The organism is Paraburkholderia sp. Cpub6 (genome assembly GCF_014201065.1).
Taxonomy (GTDB): Bacteria; Pseudomonadota; Gammaproteobacteria; order Burkholderiales; family Burkholderiaceae; genus Paraburkholderia; species Paraburkholderia tuberum.
In genome coordinates this window covers 427896-445599 of sequence record NZ_JACHDM010000003.1, presented here as the reverse complement: position 1 = coordinate 445599, position 17704 = coordinate 427896, and the positions used below count along the sequence as shown (strand labels likewise).

Annotated in this window: 16 protein-coding genes and 3 pseudogenes; 8 read left to right on the top strand and 11 right to left on the bottom strand. The window is 63.7% G+C overall.

The genetic code is table 11. The features are described 5' to 3' along the window. Positions 1-189 precede the first annotated feature (189 nt). Positions 190-654 (top strand): annotated as a pseudogene (locus HDG33_RS08925) (transposase); the annotation flags it as partial. Positions 655-725: 71 nt separating this feature from the next. On the opposite strand, the gene HDG33_RS08920 reads toward HDG33_RS08925, so the two are convergent. The 4 genes from HDG33_RS08920 to HDG33_RS08905 all read right to left on the bottom strand — a co-directional run bounded on the left by HDG33_RS08920 (position 726) and on the right by HDG33_RS08905 (position 4133). Then, on the bottom strand, positions 726-1916 hold the full coding sequence (locus HDG33_RS08920) for a polysaccharide pyruvyl transferase family protein (protein ID WP_184024208.1): 1191 nt from the start codon (positions 1914-1916) through the stop codon (positions 726-728). A 7-nt stretch (positions 1917-1923) separates the two neighbouring features. After that, complete coding sequence (locus HDG33_RS08915) at positions 1924-2949, bottom strand: lysylphosphatidylglycerol synthase domain-containing protein (protein ID WP_184024204.1); 1026 nt, start codon at positions 2947-2949, stop codon at positions 1924-1926. 335 nt (positions 2950-3284) lie between these two features. Beyond that, positions 3285-3482, bottom strand: a complete 198-nt coding sequence (locus HDG33_RS08910; protein WP_184024187.1) for a hypothetical protein — start codon at positions 3480-3482, stop codon at positions 3285-3287. 108 nt (positions 3483-3590) lie between these two features. After that, positions 3591-4133 (bottom strand): phasin family protein, encoded by a 543-nt coding sequence (locus HDG33_RS08905; protein WP_311548232.1) that lies wholly within the window; start codon positions 4131-4133, stop codon positions 3591-3593. 404 nt (positions 4134-4537) lie between these two features. Between HDG33_RS08905 and HDG33_RS08900 the strand changes: the two genes are divergently transcribed. Next, entirely contained in the window at positions 4538-5308 is a 771-nt protein-coding gene (locus HDG33_RS08900; RefSeq protein ID WP_184024184.1) for a DUF3047 domain-containing protein, read from the top strand. Between the two features lie 147 nt (positions 5309-5455). Here the strand turns inward: HDG33_RS08900 and HDG33_RS08895 are convergent. The 3 genes and pseudogenes from HDG33_RS08895 to HDG33_RS08885 form a co-directional block, all read right to left on the bottom strand. Continuing rightward, a pseudogene (locus HDG33_RS08895) lies at positions 5456-5791 on the bottom strand (NAD(P)/FAD-dependent oxidoreductase); the annotation flags it as partial. A gap of 59 nt (positions 5792-5850) precedes the next feature. Then, complete coding sequence (locus HDG33_RS37230) at positions 5851-6144, bottom strand: hypothetical protein (RefSeq protein WP_260330371.1); 294 nt, start codon at positions 6142-6144, stop codon at positions 5851-5853. Between the two features lie 263 nt (positions 6145-6407). Continuing rightward, positions 6408-6743, bottom strand: a complete 336-nt coding sequence (locus tag HDG33_RS08885) for a hypothetical protein (RefSeq protein WP_184024181.1) — start codon at positions 6741-6743, stop codon at positions 6408-6410. Positions 6744-7300: 557 nt separating this feature from the next. Here HDG33_RS08885 and HDG33_RS08880 point away from each other — a divergent pair. Then, positions 7301-9019, top strand: a complete 1719-nt coding sequence (locus HDG33_RS08880; protein WP_260330370.1) for an alpha/beta-hydrolase family protein — start codon at positions 7301-7303, stop codon at positions 9017-9019. Positions 9020-9090: 71 nt separating this feature from the next. Here the strand turns inward: HDG33_RS08880 and HDG33_RS08875 are convergent, their stop codons facing one another. Then, a complete protein-coding gene (locus HDG33_RS08875; protein ID WP_184024178.1) occupies positions 9091-9819 on the bottom strand; it encodes a FadR/GntR family transcriptional regulator in 729 nt (242 codons plus the stop codon). Positions 9820-10233: 414 nt separating this feature from the next. Here HDG33_RS08875 and HDG33_RS08870 point away from each other — a divergent pair, with 414 nt between their 5' ends. Genes HDG33_RS08870 through HDG33_RS08855 form a run of 4 tightly spaced genes read left to right on the top strand, consistent with a single transcriptional unit; the run spans position 10234 to position 14907 of the window. Beyond that, entirely contained in the window at positions 10234-11361 is a 1128-nt protein-coding gene (locus tag HDG33_RS08870; RefSeq protein ID WP_184024175.1) for a sugar ABC transporter substrate-binding protein, read from the top strand. A gap of 35 nt (positions 11362-11396) precedes the next feature. Beyond that, complete coding sequence (locus HDG33_RS08865; RefSeq protein WP_184024172.1) at positions 11397-12947, top strand: sugar ABC transporter ATP-binding protein; 1551 nt, start codon at positions 11397-11399, stop codon at positions 12945-12947. Continuing rightward, positions 12944-13924, top strand: a complete 981-nt coding sequence (locus HDG33_RS08860; protein WP_184024169.1) for an ABC transporter permease — start codon at positions 12944-12946, stop codon at positions 13922-13924. The genes HDG33_RS08865 and HDG33_RS08860 overlap by 4 nt, the downstream gene beginning before the upstream one ends. Continuing rightward, positions 13921-14907 (top strand): ABC transporter permease, encoded by a 987-nt coding sequence (locus HDG33_RS08855; RefSeq protein WP_184024166.1) that lies wholly within the window; start codon positions 13921-13923, stop codon positions 14905-14907. Before HDG33_RS08860 ends, HDG33_RS08855 begins: the two co-directional genes overlap by 4 nt. A gap of 83 nt (positions 14908-14990) precedes the next feature. Here HDG33_RS08855 and HDG33_RS08850 read toward each other — a convergent pair whose 3' ends face one another. Further along, the gene (locus HDG33_RS08850) at positions 14991-15215 is read right to left on the bottom strand and encodes a hypothetical protein (RefSeq protein WP_018422453.1); all 225 of its coding nucleotides are present in this window, start codon (positions 15213-15215) and stop codon (positions 14991-14993) included. A 599-nt stretch (positions 15216-15814) separates the two neighbouring features. On the opposite strand from HDG33_RS08850, the gene HDG33_RS08845 reads away from it, so the two are divergent. Then, positions 15815-16774 (top strand): NRAMP family divalent metal transporter, encoded by a 960-nt coding sequence (locus HDG33_RS08845; RefSeq protein WP_260330369.1) that lies wholly within the window; start codon positions 15815-15817, stop codon positions 16772-16774. A gap of 30 nt (positions 16775-16804) precedes the next feature. Here the strand turns inward: HDG33_RS08845 and HDG33_RS08840 are convergent. Together HDG33_RS08840 and HDG33_RS08835 are read right to left on the bottom strand one after the other, a co-directional pair. Beyond that, a pseudogene (locus HDG33_RS08840) lies at positions 16805-17032 on the bottom strand (acetylornithine deacetylase); the annotation flags it as partial. Further along, positions 17025-17702 carry a DUF1028 domain-containing protein gene (locus HDG33_RS08835; RefSeq protein WP_184024164.1) on the bottom strand — a complete coding sequence of 226 codons (678 nt, stop codon included), beginning with the start codon at positions 17700-17702 and terminating at the stop codon, positions 17025-17027. The pseudogene HDG33_RS08840 and the gene HDG33_RS08835, both read right to left, overlap by 8 nt. Positions 17703-17704 lie beyond the last annotated feature (2 nt).

Genomic DNA, 17704 nt, shown 5'->3' with positions numbered 1-17704 from the left:
GCGTAGGTTTCGCCAGCTCCTACCGCACCCCTTAAGGGGCTGGCAGCGCTCGCGATGACCGTCTGCGCATAGTTGCGACCTGCGCATAGGGGTCGTGAAGACTCATTGGCAGTTCCCGCAAGCCGACATCCGACTGCACCCCATCGCCAACGACAGCAAAGCGACATGCAACCGCCGCACGGCGGCTGAACGGCGAACGTCCGCAAAGGCCGAACTGCTGTCTCTGAATGGCGTGGCGAGTACCGGGCGACAGTGATTGAGCCCGACCGGTATTTCCTGCTCGCGAGCCAGATCATCGATCAGGCGCCGGTGCGCAATGGCCTGGCGGCCGAGCCGGGAAACTACCCGTGGTCGAGCTGCGCGCACCACATCGGGCTGCGTGTCGATAGGTTCATCAAGGACCATCCACTGTACCGGGCGCTCGGCAATACGCCGTTCGAGCGCCACCAGGCTTATCGCGATCTGGGCGCACAGCCTGTCGACGAACGCGAGATCAATAACCTGATGCAGTCGACGCTCAACGGCTGGGTGCTCGGCAGCCCCGCGTATTGCGAATGGGCGGCGCAGACAGCCAATCGGCGCTTGATGCCACTGCTGCTGCGCGACCGGCCGCCCACGGTTCGCACCACACGCTCGCTCGTACACGTGGGCTGAGCAAAGAACGATCGAGCTTCGCGAGATTACACGACCGCGCCGACACCGCTCGTCGCGCGAGGCCCTGCATTTCACGCACAACACATTGCCGCTCGCGTCTGCGCGAATCCCTCGCGATAGCGAGCGGCGAGGTGTGTGGCCGTCCGCTGCAGCAACGTCCGGTCGATCGTCAGGGCATGGAGCATTGCTTGCGAAAGTGCCTCGATCCCGACGCTGCCCGGCACGCACGCTGGCTCCCACGTCGCGGCAAACGCGGACTGTTTGGTCGTGTCGTTCGCGCGCGCCGGATGGAAGAAGTTCACCCGCGGCAAGCCGCACGCCAGCGCGACGATCCGTCCGTGCAGGCTGCTTCCCGCGTAGGCCGTGGCGTCTGCGATCAGTGCGCAGATGTCCCATATCTCCAGCGAACGGAAGAGTTGCGTACGTGAGACCTTCATCCGTGCCGCAACCCGCTCGTAGCAGGCCATATCGTCATGCCAGGGCGCCGCACCCGCTCGAAAGAAAACAATACCAAGCCCGCTCTCGTTCGACACGCGATCGAGCTCGCGCGCAAGCACACCGAGCGTTGCGTCGTCGCCGAAATCCGCACTGAACTGCACGGCGACATACCCCTCGGGAAACGCCCTTTGCAAATCCGCCACGCCGCTGCGTTCCCTGCACGCGCGAATGTTCGCGCCGAACAGCTCCGTCACCATCACCGCCGGATCCGGCACGAGCCGCGCGAGAATGCCTGCTGCGGCGAGCCCGTTCTGGGTGTGGATGTCACGCACGCTGACGTCGTCGGCTTGCGCGAGCTTCGACAGGACTTCTGCCCGCATCCCGGGATCCAGTCCCTCCACATCGACGCCGCCGGCCGCTTGATAAGTGACGCTCGACGCACAGGGAAACATCTCGCGAGACGTCATGTAGGGGGCAAGCGCATCGAGACCCGTCAGCGCACGTGCCCACGCGCGTCGCTCGTCGTTGTGCGTTTCCAGTCGCGCGATGACCTTCTGTGCCTGGTCCCACGGCAGCAGCATCACCGCCGCCTCCCAGTCGCCGCAAGTCAGGATCTCGCCGCCTGCGTGCACGATATGCACACGATCCTTGCCGCGTTCGGCGGCCAGTTGCGCGAGCGCCTGAACAGCGTGGCCGCCGTGGACGCGCAGGTCGCGCTCCACGAGCCCGGCGAAGATCACGTCGTCGCACGCAAGCAGCTTTGCGACGACGTGAGGGAACAACAGGTCACCCAGGTTGTGGCGATCGAAGGCGCCGAACACCATGACCGCATCATGTTTTCCTGTGTCTCGCATCATGATTCGGGCCCCGACCTCCCTCGGTACGAAGTCGCCGCTTGTCGCGCCACTCCTCCACCTGCCAGGCGATGAGTCCAGGCAGAAAGACGATGATGTCACGAATACGGCGCGCACCCGTGAGCGCGAGGCAAAGCTGCGGATGGAAGCCAAGCACCGTGCCGATCAGCAGAAATCCACCTTCCTGAACGCCGAGTGCGCCAGGCACAAAGAACGCGATGCTACTGAGCGCCTGGATGAGCGACTCGAGTACGACTGCCTGCAGGAAACCTGCTTTTGCCGACAGAAAATAGAGCGCGAGCCATAGCTCGAGCGCCGTCGCGATGCATTGGAGTGATTGCCAGATGAGCAGGTAACGGATGATGACGCCGGGCTGATGCCAGAGCTCACTGATCGATTGATCGATGCGCACCGACTCGCCGACGAGCGAGCGGAACTTGCCGCTCGTGATGCGATTGAAAAATTTCGTGAGCCGCGCGAACGGACTCGCTCGCTGCACGAACGAAAACGCCAGCAGCAGAACCGCCAGAATGGCGATGCCGCCTCCGAGCCTGGCTGCGAGGTGCAACGCCCTGGAGCCGGCATGGGCGATCAGATAGCCGATGGCCGCGATGGCGAACAGCATTTCGCTGATGAGCGTGAGCTGGAGGTCGACGACGAGGCTCGCCATGGCTGGGGCAGGCTCCATGCCCCATTTGCGCATCATGCGAAACGTCACGACTTCACCGCCCACTCGGGCAACGGGCAACATGCCGTTCACGGACTCCCGAATCCAGACGAGACGCAGTACCGCGAACAGCTTCGGGCGTATCGCGCCGCGCATCAGCATTTGCCAATTCCTCGCGTTGGCGAGCATCGGCAGAATGTGGACCATCCCTGCAAGCGCGAGCCCGGCGCCGGCCGCGCGCATCAAACCGAGCACCTTCTGCGCGTCGGCGTGCCAGACGAGCCAGACCGCGATGGCCAGGCCAGCAAGTGCGGCAGCCCGGGCGAGATATTTCATAAGCTGGTGCGAGCGTAGTGTCAGTCGCTTTGAAGCGGCAGCAATAGACTTTTGCGTCCACTTCGGAGATCGAGCCGCAGCTGCGACTCTCCCGTTAACTTTTCACCGAGAATCTGGCATATCGCACCCCGGGCCCCTATTCGAGCTGTCGCATAACTCGTTCCCCGCGCGGGGAGAATGGTGGTGTGAATAGCGACCGTGACGAAGTCCCCGCTGCGCGCTGCGGTGCTCAGCGACAGTCACTGGCGAAGCTGTTCGTGCACACGATTGCCGAGCGGCGGCGCAGGCGGCCACCCAACGTATGTAGGTCGTCAGATACGTTGTCTGCGCACCGGTCAGCGGACCCGTGCGAACGCTCGCAGCACGGCGTCGCCGCGCGGCGTCACGCGAGGTAACCGGAAGCCCGGCCCAGCTGGCTCATTCGCAATCAACTGCAGTTCGCGGAGCGCGCCAAGCTCTGCCCGATCCGAATCAATTCGTTCAGGCGCATCCTTCAACAGCAACAACGTGGCCACTTCGTGCGGGCTCAACATGTCGTTTACCTCATGGCGGGAGCGAAGGAACGGGTGACCCGATCCGGCCACGGCCGCATCGGCAGCACGCGAATACCGGACCCGGCAGGATTGGTGGAAGCTCGTCGCCTATCGGGTTGACGAGCGACGTGTGCGAGGCGGACCTCGTCGTTCCGCCGTGTCAGGCGTCGCCTTTTCGACGCGCTCGAGAAAGGCACGGACCATTTCCCCGACCTGTGCCTCGGCGACGGACACGCCGTCCGGCTGCACTTCCGGCGGCACGGCCGCGCGCATCATCGCTCCGACGCCCGTTGCGCAGGCCGGCAGTCCAGCGGGCCTGGTGTCCTCGTGGAGCTCACGCTCGTCGTCGTGATCGCCGCCGGCGTGGCACGGTCTGATTGTTTCAGACGCGATATCCATCCAGCCGCGGGTGTATCCGGCGAACTGCAGGGTAAGCCAAGGCATCACATCCGCTTGACGTCTGAGGAACTGTTCAGGCGTCTGGGCGCGCAATACGCTTTCCCAGTGCAGCGCGGCACCCGTGACCGCGGACCTGTATGTATCCACGTTCAGCCGTATCAGCGCGCAATAACCGGCGAGAAACTGGTTGGGCAGTTGCGACACGTCGGTCGGAACGGATAGGGTAAATGGCATCTGTTTTGGGCTGCTCACGGAATATCTCTCAGGTTCTCGCGGACACGGCGATCGCTGCCAGTGCGATTCGTGAAGGTCGTTCCCACACCGGGCCGTTGGCCAGGCAGACGGTCTGAAGCTGTCTTAGAGCAGCCATTCTAACTTTGTTAATTCGGGTTACGATTTTTATGAGCCAGGGAGTTTCCCCAATATGTGGGAAATTGACGCCCGTGATGAGTGGCGGCGACCACGGTCATTGCTAGCAAACCCCTCGCGCGCCGCACGACGCGACGGGAATACCGCGCGGCGCGTTGCGAGCCTCGTCATGCAAACGCTACGACGCAGCAAACAGAACCTCAACCGCCGGCGTGAAAGCTCCCCTGAAACGTCGCCCGAGGAGCCCATTACAATGGACGCTATCCAAAATACGAATGCGACCTGCCATGCATCTTGCCTCGCGCCGCCGAGCGCAAAAACGAACAGCCCCGTCAGCCTGGATCGCCGCATGCGTCGCGCTTCTTTTGTTGTCGCCACCCATCCGTGCCCAGGACGAAAAGCCCGGTATCGCCTTTTCCTCGATCGAGCCCGGCGCATCGCTGCCCGCGGGCTGGAAGAACATGCCGGTCGTGCGCGGCAAGCCCATCACGCAATACACGCTCGTTCACGACGACCACACCACTGTGCTGCAGGCGGACGCGAACCGCTCTGCTTCCGCGCTGATGCACGAGGGTGATATCGACCTCGCTCGCACTCCCGTCGTGGCATGGCGCTGGAAAGCGGATAGACCGATCGAAGGCGCCGATAACCGCGTGGCATCGAAGGAAGACGCGCCAGCGCGGCTGGTGTTCATGTTTGCCGGAGACAAGAGCAAGCTGTCGCTTTTCGACCGGGCGAAGATGGGGCTGGCCAAGCAACTGAGTGGCGAAGATCTGCCCTATGCCACGTTGATGTACGTGTGGTCGACCACCGCCGCGCCGGGTACCGTCATTGCCAACCCTCGCACGAACCGCGTACAGATGATCGTGGTCTCCGGTCTGCCTGGCGATGCGGGTCAGTGGCTAAGCCTGCGCCGCAATATCGTGCAAGACTATGAGCGGGTCTTTCACGAACCGCCAGGACGAATCACAGGCTACGGGCTGCTGACCGATACCGACAATACCGGTGCCACGACACGCGCCTGGTACGGAGACGTCCAGTTCCTGCCCGGGCCTTGATCACCGGGTGCCGTCGAGTCGATCGAGCCCGTCGGCGCGGCGTGGCCGGCTGAGTGTCCCGCGCGCTTTCGTAAGCGGAGATGACGCGCCTCGCCGATCACCGGCTTGCTTTGGGGCGCAGCCATCGACCCTTCATTCCTCAGGCGCTCAGATGAGTTCCCGCAGTTTGTAGTACCACATGCCCAGAATCAAAGCCTGGGTGCGCAGCATCTTGCCGCCCGGGAACCGTCGATGCCTGATGCGGCTGAATACGTCGAATCGGGAAGCGTCGCCGCCGATCGCGTCCGCGAGAATTTTGCCGGCCATTCCCGCGAACACCAGCCCATGTCCGGAGAAGCCTTGCACATAGTAGAGGTTGTCGCCGATACGACCAGGATCCGGCGCGCGGTTCATCGTGACGTCGACAAAGCCACCCCATGCATAGTCGATGTTCACGCCGTCGAGCTGCGGAAAAATGCCCGTCATGCGCCTGCGCATGCGGTCGATGACTTGCCGCATCGCTACCGAACCCGTGCCGATACGCGTCCGCAGGCCAATGCCGTTCATGCGTACCCCATCCTGGTTCCGCCGGCTGCATGCCCTCTTCCACGAACGCGTCGACGGACCCACGTATCGACGAACTCGTTTCGCGCCTTGCGGCGTTTGGCGACCTGGAAGTCCCGTTCCGCCACCTGAATCGCCTTGATGTTCAGCCGGTGCGCGAGCGCCGCGTCACGAAGATCGGGGGAATGGCCACGAGCGCAGCCGCGCTGCGGGCCGAGACGATGGTTGCCGGGCGGGAACGCGCGTTGCTCGATGTGCATCGTCAATACGAAATGCATAACGGAGACACCCATGGGCTGCGCGTTTTTCGCGGCCGAACGGCGCGACCAGCGGGGCGAGCGTCTATGTCCCGGTCGCGGACGAGATCGACTATCGCGCCGATCCGGAGGCCGCGCGCAACCGCCGGCAACGCAGACGTACGTGGCAAGCGTTCAGTTGTGGGAGAAAAGCGATGTCCATTCAGGAATATGCGCCGTATCGCGGCTGCAATATCGAGGTGAACGTTACGCTATCGAAGACGCATTGGCTCGGTGGCAAATATCGCCGTTATCGCGTGTCATGGACTGTGACGTTGCCCGGCAATCCGGAACAGGAACTGCTGAGTTTTCCGGAACAGTTCGATTTTCTGACCGAGCATGAAGCGTTCAAGTATGGAGAAAATCGGGCGCACACCTTTGTCGATTCGATGTTGTCGACGCCTTCTCAAAGGCGCAGGCTCCGCGACGCGGTCGCTCGGCCCGCAACGCGCCAGGACGTTTTTTAATGGCTCGCGCCGGCGCGCCCTTTCGGAGCGGTATGGCGCGTCGCCGCGTTTGCCTATGATCCCTTCGAGCTTCGTGCGGCAGACAGAAGCGACCGGCGATACCGGGTCTTCCTGGAAGTCTTGCGACAATCGCAACACCATCTCGCTATCGGGCCTGTTTGCCCTGCCGGTCAACTGCGTAGCGTCGGCAATGCTCCAGATATTCGGCTTGGTTTGCGACGGTCAATTCAACCAGCGGGTTTCGAACCGCTTGATCGTGCCACCGGGTAGCGACCAGCGCGACGAGCAAGCAGCGTGCGCGCAAGCTCCGTACAGCCCTCGCTCGGGCGACGTCGCCACCGACAGGCCGGTTCATCGATGTTTGAACACGATGCGCGCAGAGCGACGATGTTGTTCGGGGGACAGAAAGGTAAATACAATGCGACGCATGGCCGGTTTATCGTTGACGTTTTTCCGACGCGGGAGAAACATCGCACGAGATCGGAGCAGCCCCGTCCATCCCGCTGCCCCCATGTGTCGCGCTGCGCGCGGTAATCAGGAAAACATCGTCGTGGTTGATCATGCGGCGGCATCTTCCATTACTGCCCTCCTGGCGGAGTCTGAATCAAGGCTGGTCGCGTCATCAACTCCTTTGCGGGTGACCCGCGGAAACGAGGTGCGAGTTGTGCCAATCCGAGCGAGCACGCATGCGGGACTCCCATGAGCCGGTAGCCGCCGGGCTTCGAAGCACGTCCTGGACGCCGACGCTCAGCGGCTCGCTGCTCGCGCTCGTGTTCTGGTGGCAGTCACTGACGCCGACACTGATTCCGCGGTCGTGGGGAACGCAAACTGTGGTCGGCGCGTTCTGTCTGGCCATCGGCTATGGGATAGGCACATTGGTCGGCCGCGGCGTGCATCGGCTGCTGGAGCGATGGGGGCGCGTGGCCGGCAGCGAGATCCGACGGCGCAGCTGGATCGTTCTGGCAGCGGCGTGGCTCATTGCACTATTCGTTGGCTCGAAGCTATGGCTCGGCTGGCAGAACGAGCAGCGTAGTTTCATGGGGATGGCGCCGATCGCCTGGTTCGACGCCGTGCTGGTGATCGTCCTGTCGCCGTTGAGCGCGGTGTTGCTGGTAGTCATCGGGCGATTGACGGCCCGCGGTGTCGCCGCAGTGAAGCAGGTCATCCAGGGCCACGTGCCCCCGATCGTTTCGGTGCCGGCAACAGCGCTGCTCATCATCGTGATTGGCATGGCGCTCGCTCGCGGAGTGGCCTTTCCCGCCCTCACCACGGTCTCCAACTTCGTCCACGGGCGGGTGAACGAGAACACGACCGAGGGAATCGTGGCCCCCACGTCGCCGGCGGTGTCCGGCAGCAGCACGTCGTTCGTCGCATGGGACACCTTGGGCCGCATGGGGCGCGGCTTCGTGGCGACAGCGACAAACACGCAAGAGCTCGCGGAGTTCCACGGGACTGATGCGAGACTGGTCGATCCGGTGAGGGTCTACGTGGGAGTGCGTTCCGCGGACTCCCTCGAGCAGCGTGCGCAGATTGCGGTCCGCGAGCTCGAGCGCGCCGGCGGGTTCGAGCGGAAAGTGCTGGTCGTGTGGATACCCACCGGCACGGGCTGGATAGTCCCCAAAGCCGCGGCTTCGCTGGAGCAACTGCACGGTGGCGACACGGCGATCGTGGCGATCCAATACTCTTTCCTGCCTAGCCGACTCGCCATTTTCATGGATGCTGGTCTCGCGAACGAGGCGGGTGTCACGCTCTTCAACGCGGTTCGCGCCCGATGGTCGATGCTCCCGCCGAAACGACGGCCAAAGCTCGTTCTGTTCGGCAAGAGTCTCGGCGCCGCAGGGGTGGAAGCGCCTTTCGTCGGGAAAGACGCCTCTGCCTCGGTGGCCAACATGATGGCCCGAACGGATGGCGTGCTGATCGTCGGCGCCAAACAAAGCAACCCGATCCATTCGCAACTCACTCGCGAGCGCGATAGCGGGTCGCCCTTCTGGCAGCCGATCTTCGATGGGGGGCGTTCGGTACGGTTCTTGAACCGCGATCCGCATCAGGTGGCATTGGACACCGACTGGCCGGCCCCGCGAATCGTGTACCTTCAGCATCCGGCCGATCCGGCCGTGTTCTGGAGTGCCAGTGCGTTCTGGTGGCCGCCCGAATGGCTGGCTCGCCCACGTGGCTTCGACGTGCCTGACGCCATGCGTTGGTTTCCCATCGTCTCGGGCGTGCAGGCGGTGGGCGATCTGATTCACCAACTCGGCGTGCCGGCGGGTTTTGGTCACAACTACTCGTCGGAGGACTACGTCAACGGCTGGGCCAGCGTGGTGCCTCCCGAGGGCTGGACGCGCGCCGATACCGAACGACTGGCGCGGTTCCTCGACCAGATTGCCGGCGATGAATCAGAGCCGTGACCGAGCTGAAGGCGAACGGATTGGGGCGGTGCCGCTGCAGCTTGCTGCGCGCACCGCAGAACATGGTCTAACTAACGCCAGGCTCGTGTGAACTCGCCGACCACGCGCGCCAGATGCGCCTGCATCGCCGTGCGCGCGGCGGTCGCATCTCGCGCCATGATGGCCGCAAAGATGCGCTGATGGTCATCCTGTGACGCCGCCCGCAATGCGGGAGTATGAAAGTGCTCCTCGATCTTTTTCCACAACGGGTCGGCACGGGAGTTGTCCCACATCGCTGTCACCACGAGCCGGAGCATTTCGTTTCCCGTCGCCTGCGCGATCGCCAGATGGAAATCACGGTCGGCCGCCTCGTTCGCAGCCTTGTCGTCCATGTTTTCGCGCATCGCGCGCAACGCGGCGAAGAGCCGGTCGAGGTCTGAATCTTTGCGCTCCGTAGCGGCTAAGGCCGCGATCCCGCTTTCGATCACCGCCCGCGCGCGCAGCGTCTCGATCGGGCCCAGTCCGTGCGGCAGTTTAAACATGGCGGAGTGCGCCTGCGGCGCTTCTGCCACATAGATGCCCGAGCCGACACGGACCTCGACCACGCCCTGCACTTCCAGCGCGATGATCGCTTCCCTCACCTGCGTGCGGCTCACGCCAAAACGCTCGGCCAACGTGCGCTCGGAAGGCAGGCGCTCACGCGGCCCGACGTCGCCGGCGACGATCAGATCGTAGATCTGCTTCGCGAGCCCGACATAGGAACGGTCGGTCGCGTCCTCATCGGCGGCGCGGCCGGTTGGCGTGTGCGAAAGATCGGCCATGCAGGATTCCCGAAAGCTTCGAAGCCGCCCAAGGATTGGCTCGAGTTCGCCAAAATGGTACACCAATTGCCGGCGTCAGCCTGCATCGGCCTGACGCCGCGTTTGCCGCCCATCGAAGCAGTACAGCAGCAGTTTCAGACTACTCGAATCCTCCCGCGACGCCGTGGTAAACCACTATCGCGCGCGGATTGGTATGCCAGTACTGTCAGACGTGACTGCGTTCGCCCCGGCCCTTCGTTTCGCTTCGAGGCGGCGCCGTTGAAGAGGTCATCGCGCTGCTTCGGCGAGTCCGAGTCAGCCCCGCTGCAGCACATTCCGCAAGATTCCCTGCTTCACGCACAGAATTCGGCGGCGATCCATGGCCGCCATGTTCGCCGGCAATCGGCAAGTTCAATCCAACAAAAAGGAGACGACATGCTTTCAGGAATCCAGGTGCTTCGAGCGGCGGCGACCGCGGCATTCACGCTGTGTGCAAGCGCGGCTTTCGCGCAGGCATCGTTCGTTTCAGGACCGTCCAGCGATCCAACCTGCATGGTCCCCTGGAAGAGCGACACGAAGTTCATCAAGTATCCGAAGAAGAACGGGCCCTACCGGATCGCACTCGTGAACGGCTATATCGCGAACACCTGGCGTATCCAGATGATCAAGACGGCCAAGGCCTACACGGCGCAGCCGGCCGTCGCCGCCAAGCTCAAGGAATTCAAGGTCGTCTCGACCGGCGAGGACGTGCCGGCGCAGATCTCGGCCGTCAACAACTTCATCGATGCCGGCTATGACGCGGTCATCGTGGACGCGCAGAATCCCGCCTCATTCGGCCCCGCGATTCGCCGCGCGAAGAAAGCCGGCGTCGTGCTGATCGCGTTCGACAACATCCTCGACAGCGAAGACGCGATCAACGTCAACGTCGACCAGTACGGGCTCGGCGTGCTGTGGGCCAAGTGGCTCGCGAGCCACCTGTCGAACGGAGGCAAGGTGCTCGAGGTTCGCGGGGTGGCGGGCACGTCGGTCGACACGGACCGGCACAATGGTTTCCTGAAAACGTTGGACGACACCGGCAAGAAGTGGAATGTCGTCCAGGTCTACGGCAAGTGGGACGACGGGGTCGCGCAAAAGGCCACCGCCGACGCGATTGCCGTGCAGGGCCATTTCGATGGAATTTCGGCGCAAGGCGGCGACACGGGAGTCGTGCGCGCGATGATCGATGCGAAACATCCGTTCGTGCCTTTCGGCGGCGAGACGGAGAACGGCTTTCGGAAGTTCTGCGCGCAGTATGGGAGCCAGGGCCTGAAGTGTACGTCGGCGGGCACCGGTCCCGCGCAGGTGGCCGTGGCGATCAAGACGGCGCTCGCCGCGCTCGACGGCCAGACGATCCCGGTCTCGATCAAGCTGCCGCTCGACGTCACCGACGATTCGAAGCTGAAGGCGGGCGTCAACTATTTCCCGAACGACTCCGACAACTTTTTCGTCGGCAACTCGTTTCCGACTTGCGGCATCAATTTCTCTGCGCAGGAAATCATGAAGCAGAGCCAGGGCAACCAGTGATCGGATGATGGCCGGGATGTGACGGGAGACGAAGCATGCTGCAGGATGCAGAGCAGCCGTTCTTTCAGATGTCTGGCGTGTCGAAAAGCTACGGCGGCGCCGTCGCGCTGGATCACGCTGAGCTCACGGTGCGCAGGGGCCGCATTCACGCGATCCTCGGCGAGAACGGCGCGGGCAAGTCCACGTTGCTGAAGGTGATGTCCGGCGTCGTACAGCCGGACGAGGGCACGATGCACTTCGATGGCCGGCGGGTCTCGTTCGCGTCGCCGGCCGAGGCGAACGCGGCCGGCATCGTCTGCGTCTATCAGGAACTGTCGCTGATCCCCGACTTGAGCGTGGCGGACAACATCTTCGCTTCGCACCCGCCGCGACGTTTCGGCATGATCGACCGCCGGGCCCAGCGGCGCCAGGCCGAGGAGGCGCTCGCCCGGGCGGGCGCCGCCGACATCAATCCGCTTGCAAAGGTCCGGGACCTGCCGCTGTCGCGCCAGCAGATGGTCGAACTCGCGAAGGGGCTGGCACACGCGCCGCGCATTCTGATCCTCGACGAAGCCACCTCGGCGCTGACCGCGGCCGACGTCGCGCGCGTGATCGAGGTGCTCAAGCGCCTGCGCGAAGAGGGGCTCGCGCTGCTGTTCATCTCGCACCGGATGCACGAGGTGAAGGCGCTCGCGGACGAATGCACGGTCTACCGGAACGGTCGTCATGTGATGAGCTTCGAGGCGGGCACGCGCTCCGACAACGAGGTCGTCGAAATGATGATCGGCCGCAAGTACCAGCATGCATTTCCGGCCAAACCCGCGGACGGCCGCAGCGCCGCTCCGGTTCTCGCCTGCCGGGATCTCGCGTGGAACGACACGCTGCAAGGCATCAGCTTTTCGTTGCAGCCCGGTGAAATTCTCGGACTGGGCGGCCTCGACGGACAAGGCCAGCGCGAACTGCTGCTGGCGCTGTTCGGCGTGTTGCGCGGGTGCGCGGGCAAGATCGAGATCGACGGCAAAGCCGTGTCGATCGGCAGTCCGTTGGCCGCGCGTGCCAACGGCATCGGTATGGCGCTGATACCGGAGGACCGCAAGACCGAAGGCTTGATGCTGCCGATGTCGGTACGCGAGAACCTGTCGTTTGCCGCGCTCGATCGCATGTCCACCGCCGGCGTAATCGATCGCGACCGCCAGCAGTCGCTCGTCGACCGGATGATGGAGCTGCTTGCGATCAAGTCGTTCAGCGTCGACGCGCCCGTGAGCTCGCTGTCGGGCGGCAACCAGCAGAAGGTGGTCATCGCGAAGTGGCTGATCCGGCACCCGAGGATCCTGCTGCTCAGCGACCCGACGCGCGGTATCGACGTCGGCACCAAGCAGGAGCTCTATCAGTTGCTCAGGCGCCTCGCCGACGAAGGCGCCGCGATCGTGTTCTATTCGACCGACTACGACGAGCTGATCGGCTGCTGTGACCGCGTGCTCGTGCTGTACGAAGGCAGGATCAAGAAGGAGCTCGTCGGCTCGGCGATCACCGAGCAGAACCTGATTGCCAGCGCACTGGACCTGCCCGTCGGACAGATTTCGCCTTCCACGGGAGTCGCGCTATGAGCGGGCTGCGTTACTGGTATGCGGAGAATCGCGGGGCCGTGTTCGCGTTCGGCCTGTTCGTGCTGATGTTCGCGATCTACCTGGTCAATTATCCGTCGGCGTTGTCGGCCAACGTGTTTCAGACGGCAGCGAACAAGGCGGTGCTGCTCGCGCTCGTCTCGATGGGGCAAGCGCTCGTCGTGCTGACGGCCGGCATCGACCTGTCGATCGGTATGACACTGGTGCTGACGAATTGCATCGGCTCGTGGATCGTCACGGGCGGCCCGCTGCACAGCGCGCTCGGCATCGCCGGCGTGCTCGCGGCGGGCGCGCTGTGCGGCGCGCTGAATGCCGTGATCATCATTTTCGGCCGGCTGCAGCCGATCGTGACGACGATCGCGACGGGCGCCGTCTACTACGGCCTGGCGCTGCTGCTGCGCCCCGTGCCCGGCGGCTCGATCAACGAGGACCTCGCCGACGCACTGACCGGCAAGGTCGCCGGCGTCCTGCCGGCGAGCTTGCTGATTCTGCTCGCGGCGACGCTGATCGTCTGGATTCCTTTCAAACGCTCGGCGGTCGGGCGCGCGGCGTACGCGACCGGCTCGTCCGAACCCGCGGCTTTTCTGTCCGGCATGCCGATCCGCCGCGCGAAGTTCGCCAGCTATACGCTGGCCGGCCTGCTCACTGCGATCGGCGGCCTATTCCTGACGTTCTTCACCGACACCGGCGAAGCGAGCCTCGGCAGCGCCAACTCGTACACGCTGTTTTCGATCGCCGCGGTGGTGATAGGCGGCGTGTCGCTGCTCGGCGGCAAGGGCAGCGCGATTGGCGCGATCTTCGGCGCATTCGCGTTCCGCTCGATCGGCGACCTGCTGTTCGTGTTCAACGTCGACGCGCTGTGGCAGCCGCTATTCCAGGGTGTGATTCTTCTGCTCGCTGTCGCGATCGGCGCATGCGGGCTGTTCAGGGTACGCAACCGTCTGGAGTGGTTTCAATGAGCCACGTTTCAGCGACCAGCCGGACCACGTTCGTGTCGAGGCTCGCGCGCAGAATCGACAAACCGATCGTGATCGCGTTCGCGTGCATCGTCGCGCTGCTGCTCGTCGGCGGGATGTATTCGCGCAACTTCACGTCGCCGGAGTACATCCTGCTGCAACTGAAGGTCGGCGCGTTCCTCGGCATCATCGCGACCGGCCTGATGATGGTGATCCTGCTCGGCCACATCGACCTGTCGCTGCCGTGGACCATCACCGTCGGCGCAATGATGGCGTGCGCGGTAGCGGGGCACGGCGAACTCGGACGGATCCTCGCGATACCGGTCGGGATTGGTTGCGGCGTGCTGATCGGCGTCGTCAACGGCATCCTCGTTGCGCTGCTGCGCATTCCGTCGATGATCGCCACGCTCGCGACCAATGCGGTCGCACAGGGCATCATGATCGTCTATACCGGCGGATCGTCGCCGCAGGATTCCGCGCCACAGGTGATGCGATGGCTCGCGGCGGGCTGGCTCGTACCGGGCGTGCCGAATGCCGTCGCGCTATGGCTCGTGATCGGCGGCGCCGCGGTGTTCCTGTTGTCGCGTACGACCTTCGGCCGCACGCTGTACGCGATCGGCAATACCGAACGCGCGGCGTATCTGTCCGGCATCAATACGCGGCTCGTGACCGTGGCCGCATTCGCCGTGTGCAGCGCGTTCGCCGCGTTCGGCGGCGTATTGCTCGCCGGTTATGCGTCGAAGGCAGCGCAGTCGATGGGCGATGCCTACCTGTTGCCGGCGATCGCGGCAGTCGTGCTCGGCGGCACATCGATTCTGGGTGGACGAGGTTCATACCTCGGCACCGTGGCTGGCGCGATCCTCATCACGCTGCTGCAGTCGATCCTTTCAGTCGCGCAGATGCCCGAGGCGGGACGTCAGATCATCTACGGCGCGGTGATAGCGGCAATGTTGCTGCTGTATGGGCGCAGCAAGCGGGAAGCGTAGTTTGAGTCGATCCGCTGGCGCGTCCTCCCGGCCCACCAACAGCAACGGCTCCAAGCCTCTCGACTACCCTGCCAAGCGCAAGCTCATCCATGAGCATCCACCCACGCGCGCGCCCAATCCAGGCCTGCATGGTGGGCTTCCTCCTCGCTATCGAATAGTCCCAGAATGCCTGATGCTTCGATCAGCTTTCCGCCTCGCGTAATGGTTCCGCTCGCCGCATAGCGCTCCGGTTGCAGGATGCCTTCGCCTTCCTGCTGAAGGATGGCATGCCCCCACAACGTGTACCCGTCGTAGTCGATCGTTTCCATTAGCGCACGACCCTGACGGATGCGGCGCGAGTCGTCACTCGAAGCATGTTCGCGCGTGCCTCTGGTGGATTCCAGACCTCAGCGTAGTCCGATGCGTGCGCGCCCGTGCAAGGCGTCATGATCAGAACCGTGAATCCTGTCTTTTTCAAGATTTCTCCTTTCCAGCGATTTTCTTCAGCGGCTCGTCGCTACTCTCACTTTGTCCGGCACATCCAGCATCCCTACCGAAGCAGGTCGGGAATTCAGGCAAACGCAGCGAGTCAGCTGCGGTGCAGTATGGCCGAGTGTGTCATTCACCGCTTTGAATCCGTTTCGATCGCCGCAGCGCGGAAAAGACGCGTGGGCATTGAGACCTCACTTGCGGGGAGCTATCGCGGAGACTGGTCGTTCGCTCGCCGCGGTCGACGAGCGTTTCGCGCTGGTCGGCGCGGGTTGAAGATGTGACATTGTATCGTCAGCCTGAGGGAGTCCTGATAGTCGCCCCCGATAGCGTCACATCCGCTGAATGTGTGTGCCAATATGTGTGCCGCGAAACGAATCGACGAAGGAACGTTTCGTGCGAGCGCTACAGCATCCCTGGTTTCCCGACGGTCAGGCGAATGCACTCTTCCCCCGACAGGAGCACCGCGCCCCGCGCCGCACAAGGTAGTACGCACGCTGCCTCGTCGCAGCCCGCCCGCTCGTGGGCCGCCGATCTGGGGCCGGGGCTGGCAAGTCTCGGCTGCGATAACGATCCCAGCGGTATCGCCACATATTCACTCGCGGGCGCGTGGTACGGCTACGACCTGCTGTGGACCTGCGTGCTGTCGTATCCGTCGATGGTCGCGTTGCAGCTGGTCTCGGCGCGTGTCGCCGCCGTCACCGGACATGGCCTGACGGCGAACATGCGCGCGCACTATTCGCCGGTGTTCTTCTATTTGGCGGTGGCGCGGTTCGTGATTGCGAACACGCTGAATATCGCCGTCAATGTGATGGCGATGGCCGCGGTCGTGCAACGCTTCACTCATGGGCCGCTTTGGTTGCTTGCCCTCGCATGCGGTTGCACGTCGATTGCGTTGCAGTGGTTCATTCCCTATGCGCGCTATGCGCAGGTGCTCAAATGGTTGATGCTGCCGATGCTCGCGTATGCCGGCGTGCTGCTGATCGTCGATGTGCCGTGGCACACGGTCGTGCTGCGCTCGCTCGTGCCGCACGTCGAATGGAAAGAAGATTTCGTCACAATGCTGATGGCCGTGCTCGGTACGACGATGAGTCCCTATCTGCTTTTTTCGCAGGCCGAGCAGGAAGCACAGGAAGAGCATCGACAGCACGAACAGCACGCGGCGCGGGGCGATCGACGTTCGTCAGAGCAGCTTCGCCGGTTGCGCATGCAGACCTTGACGCGCACCGCGCTATCGAGCGTGGCCGCATTGTGTGTGATGATTGCGGCTGCGGCGACGCTGCATGGTGCACAGACGCGGCCCGGCGAGCCCATGGAGCTTTCCAGGGTGCTCGAACCGCTAGTGGATGGCTCACGCCCGATTTGCACCGCAGACGCGCAGGCTACCTCACGCTTTTGAGATGTTCAGCGAGGCGAGCGAACATCGCGTCACACCATCGGTATGCCCGGACAGCACGGTGCCACCACGCTCTCGCGGACCGATCGTGGCGAACAGGTTCGCCTTGGTACGCTCGGCGTTATGGAACAGCTCGCTGTCCACACCTGGATCCGCGAGGTATTGCTGCACGAAGCCGATCAGTTCCAGATTGGAGTCGCGGCTGACAGTCGCAAAACCGATCAGCCGTCCGAGCAGCGCACGGCTCGACAACTCACTCATCGCCGGGCACTCCGTAGCTCGGCGCCGCGGTTGGATTCAACGCGCGTGCGATGTAGTCCCGCATCTGCGGCCGATACGCTTGCCAAAGCGCGGCAAGTTTGCCGATCGGATCGTCGTCGGCCCAATCGACACGCAGATCGACGATCGGCCAGACGTGTGTATCGACGATCTTCAGAGCCGCCGAATGCACGGGCCCTGCTTCTCCGCCAGCTTCGGCGGCCGCATGCATCGCGTGCAGCAAACGATCGGCGAGCGCGCCTTGTGCGCTCTCGAACGCTTTCACCATCGCGTCGATCACCGGCTTGCCGGCGAGCAGATTGCCCGCTGCCACACACTGATTTCCCGCGACGGCGTGATGCACGCCGAGTGCTTCCTTGCCGGTGAACATCGCGGTTCGCCCCTCACTGTCGACCACCGTCACCTGCCGGTATTCGCTCCATTCGCTCGCGCCTAGCGCCCGTTCGAGCGCCGTATCCGCCGCGATACGCCCGCTTTCCAGCAGATCGAGAATCTGCGGCCCGAGCGCGGGCTGCGTCACGTTCTGCGTCGCCACCGCACCGACGCCCGCGCGCGCCCACGGACACCTCGCACCCACCGCAATGCTCGACGAACTGATCGCGATACCGAGCTGACCGGTCTTGCCGCAACGTCCGACGATCGAGAATGTCATGG